We start from the raw sequence: 16,195 nt of genomic DNA, 5'->3' as shown, positions 1-16,195 counted from the left end.
TTGCTAAGACAAACTCAGTTTGAGAGTTGATGATTCTGGCAAGTTGAATGCCCAGTTAATGGGGAATAATATTTATTATTTTAGAACAACGCGTTAAAAAGTATTTTTTGGCAATGCTTAATATATCTAACGCTATGACTGCCAACAGGCTTATTAAAATTGGGATTGTTTGATGGCGACTAGTTGGTTGTTGTTAAACGTAAATGTCGCAAACTCAGTAGTGATGGTATTTTCACTTTCGCTAATCAACATATTGGACTCAGCTTGTCTGAGCAAATGAAGTATATCGCTTTTACTGTATTGCGCGCTGCCTTTCACGATTAACGTGCTTAAGTGGTCAATAGTGTGGTTTGCATCTTGATATGATTGACTTAAATAGGTGTAGCTTACACCTTGATCAATCACCACATAGAGCCAAAACAGGTTGCTTGTAAATAGCACGAACAAGGTTGTAAAAAACAGCACTTTCCATTTTCTCATAAACACGTCCTTATGGTGAAGTTTGTGGTTTATTGTGAGTTGGGTTTTACGGCCTCTGCATACCAGGTGAATTGGGTTGAATGCGTGATCACTTTACCGACCAGCCGATCATTGATGAGCTTTACCTTGTGCACTGGCATCCAAGAGTTGGCATGTTTAGTCACACCACAACCGATTAATAACAGCTCATTCCCAGCATTGATTAATTCGATTAAGGAAAAGTCGCACTCATAGCCATATTGGTCGTGATATTGCCCGCTAAGTTGTCCGTTTTGCTGAGTTAACTTAAAGTGTTTAGGGTATTTAATTTCACCAAAGTACGTGTTTGGTGTTTCAACTTTAGTAACATGCCATTTGCCTAAAAATGGGTTTGCATAAAGAGGGCTTGCAGCGAGTAACAGTGATGTAACGAGAAAGAAAAAACGCATGATTGTCCTTATTCAGCATTGTTTGTAATACAAAAACCTCACCTAAGTGAAGTTTTTGTATATTACATCAATATGATGCGCCGTTATAGCAATAAGCCACACGGCCTTTAAAAACGCGTCGTTGGCTTTGATTATTGTGCGTGTTTTTGTAACACCAGTTCATTTAAGCAATGTACCACATTGCCACTTGCCACTTCCGCTTGTTCGAAATGATGTATGATGCCGTCAAAAATACCATCGTCTCTAAGCCAGTCTTGCTGCACCAGTTCTATCGCTTGGAGTACATGCTGATGCACCGTTTTATGGTGTTTATCAAGCGCTTTAAATGAAGCTAGACGCGAGAATACAGCGTTGCCTTCCCCGTAATGATACCACTGACCAAGACGGCACTCAGTGTGAGATTCTTGCACGGCATCAGATTCTGCACCAAGCCCGCCTTTTTCAGCGCCAATGTAGCCATTTTGCATGTAGATGATGTGATCAATTTTAACCAGTGAGGCGAATGCACGATCTTTGGTTTGGCCCACAACATTGATAGTGCGCTCGGCCGATGTGGCTATAGTGTCAAATTCGGCCGAGAAGGTCGTCATTTCATGGCCAATTTGTTTCGCGCTGTTGCTCACTTCATAGGTTTGCTGCACCATGCTTTCTACGCGTGAGGTTAGCCCTGAAATAATTGCAGTAATTTCGTCGGTTGATTCACGTGTTTTTACCGCTAAATGACGCACTTCGTCGGCAACTACGGCAAACCCGCGGCCCGATTCACCAGCACGCGCGGCTTCAATTGCTGCGTTTAACGCCAATAAGTTGGTTTGTTCAGAAATATCGCTAATTAATCGTATTGTTTGCTCGATACGGTTACTGTCGTTCGCTAATACATTGGCGGTTTCTTCTACCGTATGCATGCGCTCGTTAACTTGCTCAATGGCATGCTTTAATTCTGCCACGGTTTTATGGCTAAAATCAGCGCCTTGCTTACTTTCGATAGCCATCGCCGCAACATCGTCCATATCGGTTGATAATGCCGCCATTTGGTGTTGCGTATCTTTTAAGTTATCAAGTAAATTGCTGGTGTTAAGGTGGTGCATTTCGCTTAGCAGGCGATTTTGTCTTGCAAAGTTATCGGCTTGTTCCATTGCTTCAATCGCCACATTAACATTATTCATAATGTAAGCGAATTCTCCGGGCAAGCCTTGCACTAATCCCTTGCGATGAAATTCGCGTTTTCCGGCGCGCGAAAAACTGTTCGAAAATTCTTTAAAATTGGTCTCTACGATATCGAGAAAATCATTTAGCTGCCATGCAACTTGACCAATTTCACCAAGCCCTTTGGTGCGAGTTACGCGCACATGTGTTTTGCCTGCAATTGCTTCAGTGAGAGTAAGGTGTATTGCTTTTAGCGCGTTCAGTGGGCGTTTTTGGTCTTGGTAAGCAAAAAAGGCAAACACCATGGCCAGTAGCGGCGACAAAATATTAATTAAGCTGATGCCACTGGTGACTATGCTATTAATGGCAACCAGTAAATTTAAGGCGACAAAGGTTACGCAGGCAATAAACAGTTTTTGGCTCAAAAAAGGGATGTTTTTGCTTACATTGCTTGTATGATTTGGCATAAAAATCTCCTTATTCTGCAGCGTAAAGATCTAATACAAAGGCTTCATAACTGGTGTTGTGCTGGGTTTGCAAATACTCATTTAACCAACACCATGCGCCGTTTGCCCCATCACGTTTGCCGTGTTGTGCTTCTACTTGCTGCATTTTTTGATACACCTCGCTAATTGTTTTTATTGCGGCGTCAGGCGGAGAACGCCTTACAGAAAAGAAGCCTTGTATTTCGCCGTTAACCAGATCAGGTGTGACATTTGCAAATACCCAATAATAATCGCCATCGGCGGTGAGGTTTTTAACAAAACCAAAGAACTCTTGCTTGGCTTTTAGGGTTTTCCACATGCCGTAATACACACCTCTTGGCATATCTGGGTGACGAATAATGTTATGCGGTTGGCAAATGAGTTTTGATTCAGGAAAGTTACTTACCCGCATAAAGGTGCGATTGGCGTAAGTAATATTTCCACGTATATCGGTTTTGCTAATGATAAGTTCGTCTTCAGCAAAATGAATTTGCTGTGAAGCGCTTGCTAATTTGGTCACGACGGGAGTTCCAACAAATTGATTTAATGACGATATTTTATGTTTGTTGGCAGGCGCTAAAACTGCACTAAATCAAAAAATCAGTGCATTTATAAAACTTTGATGGTGAAAAGCGTATTTTTTATGTGTTTGATCAAGTTATTCCCACATAATTATTTTAACCAATTGTTTAAATGAGAATTATTCTTCTAAAGCGGAGTGGTATTAGCTAAAAAAAACTTAAATGTTAATTAAAAGCCCCTCGCTTAATAGGGTTAAATCAATTAAAATAGCGCAAATTTTTTCGCAGTAGTGAGTTGTTATGTCGTTACCTCCATGTCCTAGTTGTAAATCAGAATATGTATATCAAGATCAAGATAATCTTGTTTGTCCAGAATGCGCGTTTGAGTGGAATCCTGAGGAGCAAGCAAAAGAGGACCTTATCGAGGTAAAAGATGCGAACGGCGCATTATTGGTTGAAGGTGATAAAGTTACCGTAATTAAAGACCTAAAAATCAAAGGTAGTTCGCAAGTGATTAAAATTGGCACCAAAGCACAAGTTCGTCGCGTGTTCGATAAAAAGGATCACGAGCTTGACTGTAAAGTTGATGGTGTTGGCGAAATGATGGTAACCGCGAAGTTCGTTAAAAAAGCATAATCGCGTTTCACAATATTCATAAAAAACGGCAGGCGTAACAGCTTGCCGTTTTTTATAGCGTTTCAATTCAGTTTGAGCAATTTTTCTCTAGCCTCTTAAACGGTACTCTTCCATTAGCCTTTGCTTGAGCTCAAAAGTTAATTAACCCCTTGCATCATTCTTAGCTGATTAACCATTTGCGCTATTTGCCGGTCGTTCGGCAATAAACGCGCAAGGTTTTCGGCATAAAATAACGCTTGCTTAAACTGGTTTAATGCAATGTAACTTTGCGTCAGGCTATAACTAATATCCGGATTTGTCGGGGTAATCGCATAGGCCTTTTCAAAATAACGAATTGCTTGGTGAATATTCTTTTGGTCTTGTAGCAATAACGCGTAAGTGTATAAGTAACTTGCATTTTCAGGGGCAAACAGAGTGGAATTTTCTAGGCTTTTGAGTGCATTTTGCTTTTCATTACTGCGTATTTGGCTCATTGCTAATGCGTAGTACACATCGCTTGCCTCATGATTGACACTAAGTGCCTGCTTAAGAATATTTTGCGCTTTTGATTCATCACCTTGCTGGCGATATAAATCCGCAAGGTTAACATACGCTGGCATAAAAATAGGCTCAACTTTTATCGCATCGAAATAGTGCATTTCTGCGGCTTTAGGCTCGGCCATCTCAAGCGCTAACAAAGCTAAGTTAGTGTGTGAAAATCCACGTTCTGCGTTAAATTCTTGGCTTTTTATGTAATCGTTTAGTGCGGCGTTTAAACGTGTCTTATCTTGCTTTGACAGCTCATTTGGAAAGGGCGCGTTCAACATGCCGGCTAGTGAGCGTGCTGCCTCAATACGCACACTGTGGTGAGTCGAATCTAATAAAACATTAAAAAGACGCCAGCGGTCGGTCACTGGATAGGGCGTTGCAGCATTAATTGCGGCGATGTGTTTGAGTGGCGATGGGTCTTTTATTGCCCGCGCAATCGCAACTAACGCGTTATTGCCGGGTGTATTGCGCATACGTGTGAGTGCTGAAGCACTGACAATGGTCGAGTACTGTTTATCTTGCGCGATACGGGTCAGTAATTCAGCTGCGTTTGGCGCACGCTCATCGGCGCGGTGAAAGCTGGTGGCAAAGTGTTGTTTGCCAATATGTTTACTATTTGGGTGCCACGTTTTAATTTGCGAAACCGCCCAGCTTGCCGTTTGATCTTGGTGGCATTGGTTACACGCATTACTGACACCCGTTTTAATCGTTAAATCGGGTCTTGGTACTTTAAAACTGTGGTCGCGACGGGCATCAACTTGCATGTAAGTCGTGGTGGGCATATGGCAATCAACACATTGGCTGCCAACTTCATTTGTTGTGTGGCCATGGTGTTTTGGTGTATCAAAAGTGGTGCTTGCATGGCATTGGGTGCAGGTTAAATTACCTTGAAGTTTTAACTTACCACTGTGCGGGTTATGGCAGTTAGTGCAGGTGACACCTGCTTGGTACATTTTACTTTGCACAAATGAGCCCCAAACATAATTTTCATCCCATACTTGACCATCTACTTGGTAGAGTTCTGGGGTTAATAATGCAGGTTGAAATGCATTGAAAAAGTCATGGGGTCCTTGGCGGTCAGCCAAATTTGAACGTCGGCCGTGGCAGGTGGCACACATAGTAACTTGTTTGGATTCTTTTAAAGGCGAAACGCTTTTCATCGTGCCATCAGCCTGGGTTTGAAATAGCGGTGTTTTTTGCCCAATAGCATGGGTAAAGCCTTTGTTTTTGATTTTGTTATTACCACTCGCCCACTTTAAGTGTTGTTCACTGTCGCCGTGACATGCGTTGCAGCTAACATTAATAGCGGAAAACGTTGAGTTAAAGGTGTTACTTTTAAAGTCGAAGTTCTTTTGAAAGTCAGTGGAGTGACAATCGGCGCACATATGGTTCCAATTTTGCCCTTTTTGGCTCCAGTGAAAGGCGTCGGTTTTAGTTTGCTCTGGGTGAAGCACAAACCAGCGTTGACCCCCTTGTTGTTTACTTCGGCTGTCCCATGCAAATGGAAAAAACTGGTAATGACCGTTACCAAAATCAAACATATATTGTTGCAAAGGGTGATAGCCAAAGGTATATGTCACCGCGTAAGTTGTTAATTCGCCAGTAAGGTTTGGCATTTCAATATAAAAACCACTGTCTTTTTTAAAAAAGCGTGCTGTTTGGTTTTGATAAGCTAAGCTTGCGTTGTCAAAGTTACCTAAAATTGACGAGTCGCTTGCAACTTCCATGGCATGAAAGTGGTGTGAAGTCTGCCAATCTGCAACTTGGCTTTGGTGGCACGTTGCACATACCTGTTCGGGCTTTTGCGTTGGTAACGCAAGGGCAAAGGTACAAAATACGCTGTAACTTAGAATAAAAAAAGCGAGCCAAGCTTTAGACATAATCCATTATCTTTTTATTGTTTTTCAACCTTATAACAAGTTGTAGCTGTAAACGCAAAGGCTTAGGCTACTGTGAGCCGCTGGTTTTTAGAACAATTTAACCTGCACTCGGGTTAAGGTGTTACACCCGCAGGCACGTATGAGCTATGTTGTTTTATAGCTCTCGCTTGATCGTTTTTCTTAGCAAAAGGCAAATTTGTGCGTCAAAAGCGAGTCTATTGCATCAAGTTTAATGCAGTAATATGTAAAAGGTGCTGCTAGAGAGTAATTTGTGATTTCGAGCTTAGGACTTAATGTTTCAAACAACATTGTTTGCTTTTAAAGCGTGAGAGTAATGGAGCATGTGTGAATTTAAGTGTTGTTTTTTTTAATAGCGATTGTTTGCGTCGCGCGGCGTAAAAGTCGAGTGCTTTATTATCAAAGTAAATCGCTAAAACCAGTGCAACTATCGTTAAAGAGGGGGCATACACAAGTGATGCAATCACATCACCTTTAATGGTTAAGTTGATCATTAATGGCGTTAAAACGACCAATGTAGCAAGTAAACGATAGAAAATTAGAAATATCTGAAACATGGTAATGGCTCTGTGTATAGCTGTTTGCGTAATTGCTACTTTAGAGCCAAAAAATGGTCATGACAAAAGGATAATATTCACTCTATAGGTGAATTCCATTCATCTATTTTCGGCGTAGAGCTCAGGTGATGTAGTTAGCCAATTGATAAAGCACTTAATATCGTGACGACCTTCGTCTTCTTCTCGGTACACGGCGTAAAGACCACGTTCAAAAGGAACAAATTCATTAAACGGTGCAATCAATGATTGGTTTTCCAGTCGTTGATTTTCAAGTGGGAAAATTGCCAACGCCATACCTAATCCCTGAGTTGCCGCATTAATTGAAGAGTCGTAATCATTAAAGGTAAGCACGCGTTTTGTGTTGGATAAAGTAATGCCTACAGCGCGAGACCATTGCTGCCATACATCATCCATGTAGGCTAAATCAATTAACGGTAACTGGTTAACATGCTCTAATTTATTGATTTTATGTTGAGCAAAAAATGGCGCCGAGCAAACCGCTGATACTGATAGGTCAAGCAGTTTTTGATGTGTGGTATTGGGCCAATTACCTTGGCCAATGCGAATTGCTAAATCAATATCGTCGTAGCGTAAATCAGCTACGTGGTTACCGGTTTCTATTCTAAGTTCAATGTCTGGGTGTTTTGCTTGAAATGCGCCTAATTTTGGAATAATGATACTACTTGCTAGGGTTGTAAAACACGAGATTTTTATTGCTTGCGATGAAAACCGGTTGCGGGTTTTACGCGTACCAAGTTCAAAGCAATCAAGCCCTTGTTGCACGTAATTTAAGTACATTTCTCCAGCAGCGTTTAGTTCAACACCACGACTTTTGCGTTGAAATAAACTAAACCCTAATTGCTGCTCAAGCGCTTTTATTTGATGACTTACCGCAGAGGGCGTAATGCATAGCTCATTACTGGCCGCTTTAAAGTTTTGGTGACGTGCCGCTGCTTCAAAAATACTCAGTAGATGAAGTGGCGGGTATTTATGTTTCATCGAAAACACCATGTGAACGTATTGATTAGCACAATTAATTTACGCTTAAGGTGAATTGTATTCAACCTTTTAATTACAGTCTCTATTTCTTGCCTGAGCAAATCATGGCTTTAGTTCAAAAACTCGGTACAATAAAAACATGATAAATTTTAATGAGTTGTAAAATGAGCGCTGTGAGAAAAATAATAAGTAAGGTGGCGTTTGAGTTAATTGTGATCACCTTAGGTGTATTGGTCGCACTTGGCATTAACGCTTGGTACAACACTTATCAACAACGACAACAAGCTGAAGTGTTATTGGGTAAAATTGCTTATGAACTAACGCAAAACATAGAGCGATTAGAAAGTGCAGCAAGTGCTTATAACGATAACATTATTAAGTCGCAGCGTTATGTTGCTGAGCTCGAAGAAACCGGTGAATCGCCAAGGTTTGAGTTTGTATTAAAAATGCTCAACGTTGATCAAGGGGCATGGCGTTTTTCACAAAGTCGTGAGGAGTTAAATACCTTACCTGTTGAGCTGTTAATCGCACTTGATCTTGCCAATCGTAGTAATACCGAAGCTAAACATATGGTGAACACCTTTATTTTTGAAGGCCATGACGATTTGAGTGAATTCTCAGATAGCGATTTAAATGAACGTTACTTAGACGGTGTGGAGCGCGAATTTAAACAAATTAAATTTTATGTGGATTATGCGTTAATGAGTTCACAGCAAGCGCTTTCACGTTTAAAAGAATACCGCGCTACTGGCAAATTAGTCGCTCGTAAAGAGAATGTCACCCTCTCGACAGAATTGTAATACGTGAAAGTACTTTTCGATATTGATAAGGATATCACTTTGAAAAGTTGGGTATGTGCATTGGCTGTCACTATGTTAGCTGGATGTGGTTATTTCGGAGCACCCGTGCGCGAATTTGATTCAACGGTTAAACAGCTTAATTTAGCCAATGTCGTTGAAGGGTCGTGGCAGCGGGTTTGTTTTATTTCGCCATACACTGATAATCAACGAGCGCGCAAGGTGTTAGGGTTTAGGTTTGATGTTGAAAAATTGACTCGAATTAAAACTAATGACGGCGTGACACTGTTAGTTTTTATTAAGGACAACCAAGTAGAACGCTATTTTGAAACACCACGCGGCAATATTGATTTTACGAGCGTTATGCCTACCTGCATTGATCGTGAAAATGCCCATTTTAAACTAGAAAGTGACAGCAACTGGACTCGAGCGGCACATAGTGGAAAAGGAGAGTAAAGCCCAATGGTTTCAATCGATAAGCTAAACCAAACCCATCTTAATCGACTTGCTAACGTAACATTGGCAAGTGAGCAATTAAAGTTTGCTTGCAGTGCTAAGGAGTTTATTCAAGAAGTAGATCCAGCGGTGCATTTACATGTAATTAAACAAGATGATGAGGTCATTGGCTTTTTTAAGCTCGATACCCATTACGGTAAGCATTACGATTTTTGCCCAACTGACGGATTAGGGCTGAGGTCGTTTGTAATTGATGAAAAGCAACAAGGAAATGGCTTAGGTAAGCAGGCGATTGCTGCATTACTTAAATATTTAACGCAGAACTATGGCGATTATAATTGGCTTTACCTAACCGTTAATTGTAAAAATGCCATTGCACAACGTTGCTATCAAAAAAGCGGTTTTACTGAGGCTGAATCCCTTTATTTAGGTGGTCCTGTTGGCCCACAACACATTATGTATAAAGCGCTATAAGCAACCAAAAATCAGTTTCACGTTAACGCGTTACAACAATATTTACAGATTAATCTGTAAAAATCGCTTTCTATTTTAACTGGTCAGATATACAGTAAAAAATAAAAGTAATGCGATTATGAAATATACAGGTAGTTGTCACTGCAAAGCGGTGCAATTTGAATTTGAAAGTCCTCCTATAACAGGTGCGTTGCAATGCAATTGCTCAATTTGCATTCGTAAAAATGCGATAATGTCTAAACATTACGTTAGCGCGCAGCAGTTTACATTGATTTCTGGCAAGGATGATTTGAACACCTATCATTGGGGTGATCACGATGTAAATCATCATTTTTGTAAACACTGCGGCATTTATCCGTTCCACGACACCCTATACCAACCTGGCGAGTATCGTTTGAACTTAGGTTGTGTTGATAATCTTGAACCGCGTGAATTAACAATTACCTATTTTGATGGTCGCAATGAATTGTAGCGAGACGGGTTATTGAGTTTTATTTTTGATTGATAAAAGTGAACGTAAAGTTCGTATTAATTAATTTTATTGTTAGTGGCGAGTTGCTCATAATAGCCTTGTTACTTAGATAACACTGGAGAACAAAATGAGTACATTAATCAATTCGTTAAAACAAGCTCTGACGCAACCAGCGACGGCACCAAAGCAGGTATGCAATTACCCGAACAATTACTACGGCGACCAATGTTGTAAATAATCGCTTAACTGAAAATTGCGACAATATAATGCACTGCTTACGCTGGCAGCCAGCTGCAAAGCAGTGTATTTTACCCTTTTATTTTAGATCGTTAGGGGTGTTGTCATTGTGACGCCAAAAAATTTATTAAAAGCTGAACGTGTCGCGTTTATTTTAGATGAACTTGAAAAGCGTTACCCAAATCCTCCCATCCCACTTGATCACAGCGATCCTTATACCTTATTAGTTGCAGTTCTTTTGTCGGCACAATGTACTGATGAACGAGTTAATCAAGTCACGCCAAAACTATGGCAACTAGCCGATAACCCGTTTGATATGGCAATGCAAACGGTTGAGGATATTCAAGCAATTATAAGGCCTTGTGGGCTATCGCCGCAAAAGTCCAAAGCCATTAAAGTGCTGTCTGAAATGCTTGTTGCAAATCACAATGGGCAAGTGCCACAAGATATGGCTATTTTAGAAACGCTGCCAGGAGTGGGCCATAAAACAGCGGGTGTTGTAATGGCGCAGGCATTTGGTGTTCCGTCGTTTCCAGTCGATACACATATTCACCGCCTTGCACAACGTTGGGGGTTAACCAATGGTAAAAATGTGGCGCAAACCGAAAAAGATTTAAAACGACTTTTCCCGAAAGAGCGCTGGAACGATTTGCATCTGCAAATTATCTATTTTGGACGTGAGTTTTGTACAGCCCGTGGGTGCCACGGTTTAGTATGCCCGATCTGCACAACTTGTTATCCTAATCGAAAGCACGCGAAAGTGATTAAAAAACCTTAAGGTCTGTTTAATAGTGTAGCTTTACCCCCAAGGGCAATGGCGATTTCCTCCCTTGCCTATATTGGAATTTCATTGATTTGGAGCAGCAAACCAATCTCATTTTGTTTTGTTAATGAAATAAATCATCAATGCTTAAAATATCAATAAAGATAAGCAGTTCCTCAGTGCTTCACATTAATTCGTATGCCGCATTGCTAATACATAAATCGTAATGCAGCCGAATGCTCTAATATTTATTTATTGAATGTTATGTTCAGGTGTAGATATCGTTAACATTTTGAGTGTTAATACCGATACCAAATAGGTATATTAAATTTGTAACCTGTTATACAAAACAATAATAAAGGCAGTATTATGAAAATGCGCACCAAGTTAATTGCGGGATTCGCCATCACCGTAATTGTGCCTATTCTGGCAATCGCTATGCTTGCACTCTCGCAGGCGAAAAGTGATGGTTTCACTCGGTTTTTAGCAACCACCCATGCTGAGATCCGTCAAGTAGAAAAAGGCTTTAATCTATTTTTTCAACAAGTTAAACATAATGCTGACTTTTTAGCACAGGCCAATGTTGTAAAAAGTGTGCCAACAGATGTCACCACATATATGGGCGCTGAAAAGTCGATGGATCCGCTGGCAGCAGTGGCCGGCGAGGCGGATATTTTTACTCTGTATGAAACCTTTGGCAAAACCCATCAAGAGTTACTGTTTGTTTATTTGGGCACAGAGCAAGGCGGGTTTATTCAATACCCAGCAGAACCACTTGGAAATTACGACCCGCGCCAACGCCCGTGGTATAAATTAGCACAAAGCGCCCGAGGAAAAACCGTTATTACCGAACCTTATCAAGGTGTAACAGGGCAAGCCATGGTGTCAGTAGCTAAAGCGATTAGTAACGACAATGGACAATTTGTTGGTGTGCAATCCCTTGATGTGACCTTAGCCACACTGACAGATATTGTATCGAGCATTAATATTGGGGAAACAGGCTATTTAATTTTGGTTGATGGCTCGGGCACTGTGCTTGCTGACCCAAAAAATGCTGATAATAACTTTAAAGCTATTTCTGAATTGTCGTCACCGATTTATACATCGCTCGCGGATAACCTATCAAGCAAATCATTTACCATCGAAACTAGTAATAACACGCTAGAAGCAACCACGTATTTTTCAGATGATCTAAATTGGCGTTTTGTGGCTGTCATAGAGCAAGATGAAATTCTGCAATCTGCATCAGAAATGAAAGTATTTATTGGCATTATTGCATTGATAATGATTGCACTATTTGTGGTGGTTGGCGTTATTTTAGCTAATCGCATTGTTTACCCAATCGAAAAAGTATCCGAAGGTCTTAAAGAAATAGCGCAAGGTGAAGGGGATTTATCGAAACGCCTTGATGTGATTGGCAATGATGAAATTAGCCAGTTAGCAAAGTGGTTTAATCAATTCCTATCTACAATTAACGATCTTGTTAAAGATATAAATCATAAATCACAAATTCTAAATGATGCGGCTACGGTGTCGGGCGCAAAAGTCACGGAGATTATGAACGCAAGTCACGAACAAGAAGGCAGCAGTGAAGAAGCTGCAAAAGGCACGGCGACACTTGCTGACGTAGCAAAACAAGTCTCTGATGATTGCACTATTGCTATGAGTGATATTGTGCAAGCAGAAAACTTTGCTGATGAAGGTAATAATGATGTTAGGCTCGCGGTAAATGAAGTAACTAGTTTAAACGACTCGTTAAGCGAATCATCACAGGCCATGACCCAGCTTGAAAAAGAAAGTGAAAACATCACCAAGATACTTGATGTGATCCGTGGAATTGCAGAACAAACTAACTTGTTGGCACTGAATGCGGCGATTGAAGCAGCGCGTGCAGGTGAGCAAGGGCGTGGCTTCGCGGTGGTTGCTGATGAAGTCCGTACACTGGCAAAACGTTCACACGAATCAACCGAAGAAATTGATAAAGTTCTCAACAGCTTAATTGAACAAACCCGCTTGATGTCAGATAAAATGGCAAGCAGTGTTACGCGCTCACAAGACGCCATCGAAAAGGCAGAAAAAGCACATAATTCGTTTGATGACATTAGTAGTGCGGTGAGCAAAGTTAAGCAATTGATTTCACAAATTTCAGATGCTGCGCAGTCTCAGTATGATGCCGCCGATGAGATTAATCGCGACATCACGGGTATTAGTGATTCGGTAAAATACACAGCTGGCTCTGCCGATGAATTAGCGGAAGGCTCTCAGCAACTGGTTGCATTGTCGGAAGATTTACGCAGCCTAGTAAATCGCTTTCATGTGAAGTAATACGTCTATTGGGCTTGGCAAATACACAGTTGCTAAGCCTTTATCTCCCTTTTAAAAAACCGTCAATCTACCTCTATACTTTACCTTTGTGCACATCATAGGGCGAAAAAGTGGTCTACACTTTAGATGGATCAGCCGTAGGTTAATGCTATGTCACGTTGTGTATTATGGTTATTTGTTATGTGTTGCTTATCGTTTTTTGTGCATGCCAACGAGTTTTCGCTGCCAAAAAATAACGCCGATATTTCTGACGTGATCCATTTTCTTAAAAAGAATTCCATCAACAGTCCAAAAATAGTCATAAGTTATATAGAAGACAACAAGCTAACGCAAAAAGCGCTTAGCCATGAAGAGAAAATTAAAGTATTAAGCTATTACGCTCAGGCGAATCAATTTATAGGCGAAATTGAAAAAGCCAATGCCTTGCTAGCAGAAGCATTTACCATAATCAGTAATGGCTCAGTGTCAGCTGACACACAGGCAATTGCCTTGTTTGTGCGCGCTGTTATTAGCAGTGAAACGACAAAATATACACAAGCACTCAATGATTTAAATGCAGTTATTGCACTTTATCCCAAAGACAGTAATAACAAAAATATTGGTAAGGCTTATCAAACCCTCGCAGATACGTATCTACTAATAAATGACTACAAAAATACCTTTGATGCGCTATACAAAAGCCAATTTGTTTTTAAGGCAATGAAAGATCAAACCATGCTCGCTGTGAGCTATGGTCGCCTTGGTTCGGTGTATCGTTCAATTGGGGATTTCGATAAAGCCCTTGAAAATATGCTTAAATCACTTAAAGCATTAGAGGGTACTCAGGCTGAAAGACGAGTTGCAATTACCTATAACAATACCGCAATTATCTATAAAGACTTAGGCCGCTATGATGAAGCGATTAACTTACACAAACGATCGCTCAATCTTAAAGAAAAAATTGGATATCAGCGTGGCATGGTGTATTCCTACAACAACTTGGGCGAAACGTATCGACTAAAAGGCGATAAAGTACAAGCACAGCGCTACTTAGATGAAGCACAAGCCCTTGCGGTAAAGCTTAATAATACCATGTTACTTGGTTCTACTTATTTATATCGAGCACGCATAGCTAAACAAAACAATCAGTTAGAGCAAGCGTTAACGCATCTAGACAATGCCATGACGATTTACCAAAAACGAAATTCAAAAGCACGTATATCGGAAGCATGGGTTGAATATGGCGATATTTACTTCGCGCAAGGCGATTTTGTAAAAGCTGAAAATAGCTATCAACAAGCGATTGAATTAAGTCAGGCTGTGCAAAAAAATGTCGTGACCTTTGCGGCTTATGAGGGCTTAGTGAACGCGTTAAAACAACAGCAAAATTACCAAAAAGCACTTAATGCATTAATCGTCTATCAAGGGTTGAAATCGGCCTTATTTGATAAGCAAAGCCAACAGCGACTCGAATCATTAATTGTAGAAAATCAATTGTTTAATGCACAACAAAAATTAAAATTGGCTCAGCAAGAGGGTAAATTAAAGCAGGCCGAGTTAGAGCGGGTAGAAACGCACAGAAATTGGAGTGCTTTTACCCTGGTTGTTATTTTTATTATTAGCTGGTTAATTTATCGAAAAGTGCAGCAGCATAATCGTATGAAAGTAGAGATCGAAGCGCGCAAAGCATTAGAAGAAAGCGAGCGAAGACTTAACCTCGCACTTTGGGGCAGCGGCGATACGCTCTGGGACTGGGACTTAACTAGTGGCGAAATTACGCGCGAAAATTTACCGACTTATTCGCGCTTTTCATCAAATGCTTCAGGGCTTGATGCAAAAGCACTGAAAGAATTTGTGCACCCCGACGACTATTCATCACTTACCGAAGCGTTTGACGCCCATATTTGCAATAAAACGCCGTTTTTTGAAGCGAGTTATCGGGTGCTAGACAAACAAGGTGAATGGCGCTGGCTGCTTGATAGGGGGAAAGTAGTTGATACCGATGAGCATGGTAAAGCATTGCGCATTACCGGGACGCAACGAGATATTACCAAACTAAAGCAACAAGAAGTTGCGCTATTAGAGTTAAACAGCGAGCTTGAGCAGCGCGTTGCGCAAAGAACGACTGAACTTGCAACTATGAATCAGCAACTGATGCATACAATTGAAAAATTAGAAGTTGCTCAAGAGTATATTATTGAAGCCGAAAAACACGCAGCACTAGGCAGTATGGTTGCGGGGCTTGCCCATGAAATAAATACGCCGCTCGGCACTGCGATCACCGCAGTAAGCCATCTTAAAATGCAAACAGTGACCACAGAGTCGCAATTTAAAAGTAAAACCTTATCAAGCCAAGCGTTTGAGAGTTTCTTAAATGATGTAAATAACAGTAGCGAATTGATTGAAAGTGGGGTTGGTAAGGCGGGCGAACTGGTAGAGCGCTTTAAACTACTTGCCGGTAAAAATAGCGCACAAAAGCCGACTGTGATAAACCTTGCGACCCTACTATTAGAAAGCTTTAAAGTGGCGTTAAACACGTTGCAACGTGACCCCGAAACTGCCAACTTAACCATCAGTGGTGATGTGGAGTTAGTTAGTTTTGCGGCAACATTAGCGCAAGTATTTAATATTCTAGTAGAAAATGCGTTACTGCATGCTGATGTACCGTATGTAGAAATAACCTGTGAACTATCTAAAGTAGGCTCAGGTGCTGAAATAAATTTTTATGATAACGGTAAAAACATTCAGGTTGGCGATGAAAAACGGATATTTGAACCTTTCTATACACGAAAACGGCAGCGCGGATATGCAGGACTTGGTTTGCACATTGCGTACAATAACGTAACCCAAGACCTTAATGGCAGTATTGAGTGTTATCGCGATGCAAGTAAAGGGCTCGGCTATAAAATAAAGTTACCCTCTATTGAAAGTTAAAAAATTTATCTGGCTAGATGTTGAGATTTAATGATGTCTGGACGTCTTTATTGTCTGCCTTAAGTACAAATTGAAACGCA

The 16,195-nt window shown here is 40.8% G+C and carries 15 protein-coding genes; 8 read left to right on the top strand and 7 right to left on the bottom strand.

Annotation, left to right across the window (positions count from 1 at the left end; genetic code table 11):
• Positions 1 to 153 precede the first annotated feature (153 nt).
• The 4 genes from C2M30_RS13735 to C2M30_RS13720 all read right to left on the bottom strand — a co-directional run bounded on the left by C2M30_RS13735 (position 154) and on the right by C2M30_RS13720 (position 3,059).
• Positions 154 to 480, bottom strand: a complete 327-nt coding sequence (locus C2M30_RS13735) for an Imm58 family immunity protein (protein ID WP_105172036.1) — start codon at positions 478 to 480, stop codon at positions 154 to 156.
• Positions 481 to 509: 29 nt separating this feature from the next.
• Positions 510 to 908: a hypothetical protein gene (locus tag C2M30_RS13730; RefSeq protein ID WP_105172035.1), complete on the bottom strand. Its 399-nt coding sequence runs from the start codon at positions 906 to 908 to the stop codon at positions 510 to 512.
• A 131-nt stretch (positions 909 to 1,039) separates the two neighbouring features.
• Positions 1,040 to 2,521: a methyl-accepting chemotaxis protein gene (locus C2M30_RS22055; protein ID WP_105172034.1), complete on the bottom strand. Its 1,482-nt coding sequence runs from the start codon at positions 2,519 to 2,521 to the stop codon at positions 1,040 to 1,042.
• 10 nt (positions 2,522 to 2,531) lie between these two features.
• Complete coding sequence (locus C2M30_RS13720; protein ID WP_105172033.1) at positions 2,532 to 3,059, bottom strand: PAS domain-containing protein; 528 nt, start codon at positions 3,057 to 3,059, stop codon at positions 2,532 to 2,534.
• A 301-nt stretch (positions 3,060 to 3,360) separates the two neighbouring features.
• Here C2M30_RS13720 and C2M30_RS13715 point away from each other — a divergent pair, with 301 nt between their 5' ends.
• Positions 3,361 to 3,696 carry a zinc ribbon domain-containing protein YjdM gene (locus C2M30_RS13715; RefSeq protein ID WP_010559526.1) on the top strand — a complete coding sequence of 112 codons (336 nt, stop codon included), beginning with the start codon at positions 3,361 to 3,363 and terminating at the stop codon, positions 3,694 to 3,696.
• A 137-nt stretch (positions 3,697 to 3,833) separates the two neighbouring features.
• Here the strand turns inward: C2M30_RS13715 and C2M30_RS13710 are convergent, their stop codons facing one another.
• From C2M30_RS13710 to C2M30_RS13700, 3 genes are all read right to left on the bottom strand, one after another.
• Positions 3,834 to 6,104 (bottom strand): tetratricopeptide repeat protein, encoded by a 2,271-nt coding sequence (locus C2M30_RS13710; protein ID WP_105172032.1) that lies wholly within the window; start codon positions 6,102 to 6,104, stop codon positions 3,834 to 3,836.
• A 290-nt stretch (positions 6,105 to 6,394) separates the two neighbouring features.
• The gene (locus C2M30_RS13705; protein ID WP_105172031.1) at positions 6,395 to 6,679 is read right to left on the bottom strand and encodes a hypothetical protein; all 285 of its coding nucleotides are present in this window, start codon (positions 6,677 to 6,679) and stop codon (positions 6,395 to 6,397) included.
• 99 nt (positions 6,680 to 6,778) lie between these two features.
• Entirely contained in the window at positions 6,779 to 7,678 is a 900-nt protein-coding gene (locus C2M30_RS13700; protein ID WP_105172030.1) for a LysR substrate-binding domain-containing protein, read from the bottom strand.
• A 173-nt stretch (positions 7,679 to 7,851) separates the two neighbouring features.
• Between C2M30_RS13700 and C2M30_RS13695 the strand changes: the two genes are divergently transcribed.
• The 7 genes from C2M30_RS13695 to C2M30_RS13665 all read left to right on the top strand — a co-directional run bounded on the left by C2M30_RS13695 (position 7,852) and on the right by C2M30_RS13665 (position 16,115).
• A complete protein-coding gene (locus tag C2M30_RS13695) occupies positions 7,852 to 8,478 on the top strand; it encodes a hypothetical protein (protein ID WP_138628310.1) in 627 nt (208 codons plus the stop codon).
• A gap of 39 nt (positions 8,479 to 8,517) precedes the next feature.
• Complete coding sequence (locus C2M30_RS13690) at positions 8,518 to 8,931, top strand: hypothetical protein (protein ID WP_158683441.1); 414 nt, start codon at positions 8,518 to 8,520, stop codon at positions 8,929 to 8,931.
• A 6-nt stretch (positions 8,932 to 8,937) separates the two neighbouring features.
• Entirely contained in the window at positions 8,938 to 9,405 is a 468-nt protein-coding gene (locus C2M30_RS13685; RefSeq protein WP_105172028.1) for a GNAT family N-acetyltransferase, read from the top strand.
• Positions 9,406 to 9,523: 118 nt separating this feature from the next.
• Positions 9,524 to 9,877 carry a GFA family protein gene (locus tag C2M30_RS13680; protein ID WP_105172027.1) on the top strand — a complete coding sequence of 118 codons (354 nt, stop codon included), beginning with the start codon at positions 9,524 to 9,526 and terminating at the stop codon, positions 9,875 to 9,877.
• A 346-nt stretch (positions 9,878 to 10,223) separates the two neighbouring features.
• Positions 10,224 to 10,892 carry an endonuclease III gene (nth, locus tag C2M30_RS13675; protein WP_105172026.1) on the top strand — a complete coding sequence of 223 codons (669 nt, stop codon included), beginning with the start codon at positions 10,224 to 10,226 and terminating at the stop codon, positions 10,890 to 10,892.
• 354 nt (positions 10,893 to 11,246) lie between these two features.
• Positions 11,247 to 13,202: a methyl-accepting chemotaxis protein gene (locus C2M30_RS13670; protein WP_105172025.1), complete on the top strand. Its 1,956-nt coding sequence runs from the start codon at positions 11,247 to 11,249 to the stop codon at positions 13,200 to 13,202.
• Between the two features lie 150 nt (positions 13,203 to 13,352).
• Entirely contained in the window at positions 13,353 to 16,115 is a 2,763-nt protein-coding gene (locus C2M30_RS13665; RefSeq protein WP_105172024.1) for a tetratricopeptide repeat-containing sensor histidine kinase, read from the top strand.
• Positions 16,116 to 16,195 lie beyond the last annotated feature (80 nt).

Origin of the sequence: Pseudoalteromonas sp. T1lg24 (assembly GCF_002964745.1) — a bacterium.
GTDB classification, from domain to species: Bacteria; Pseudomonadota; Gammaproteobacteria; order Enterobacterales; family Alteromonadaceae; genus Pseudoalteromonas; species Pseudoalteromonas spongiae.
Note: the sequence above shows the minus strand (reverse complement) of the source record. Positions and strands in the feature narration are given on the sequence as shown.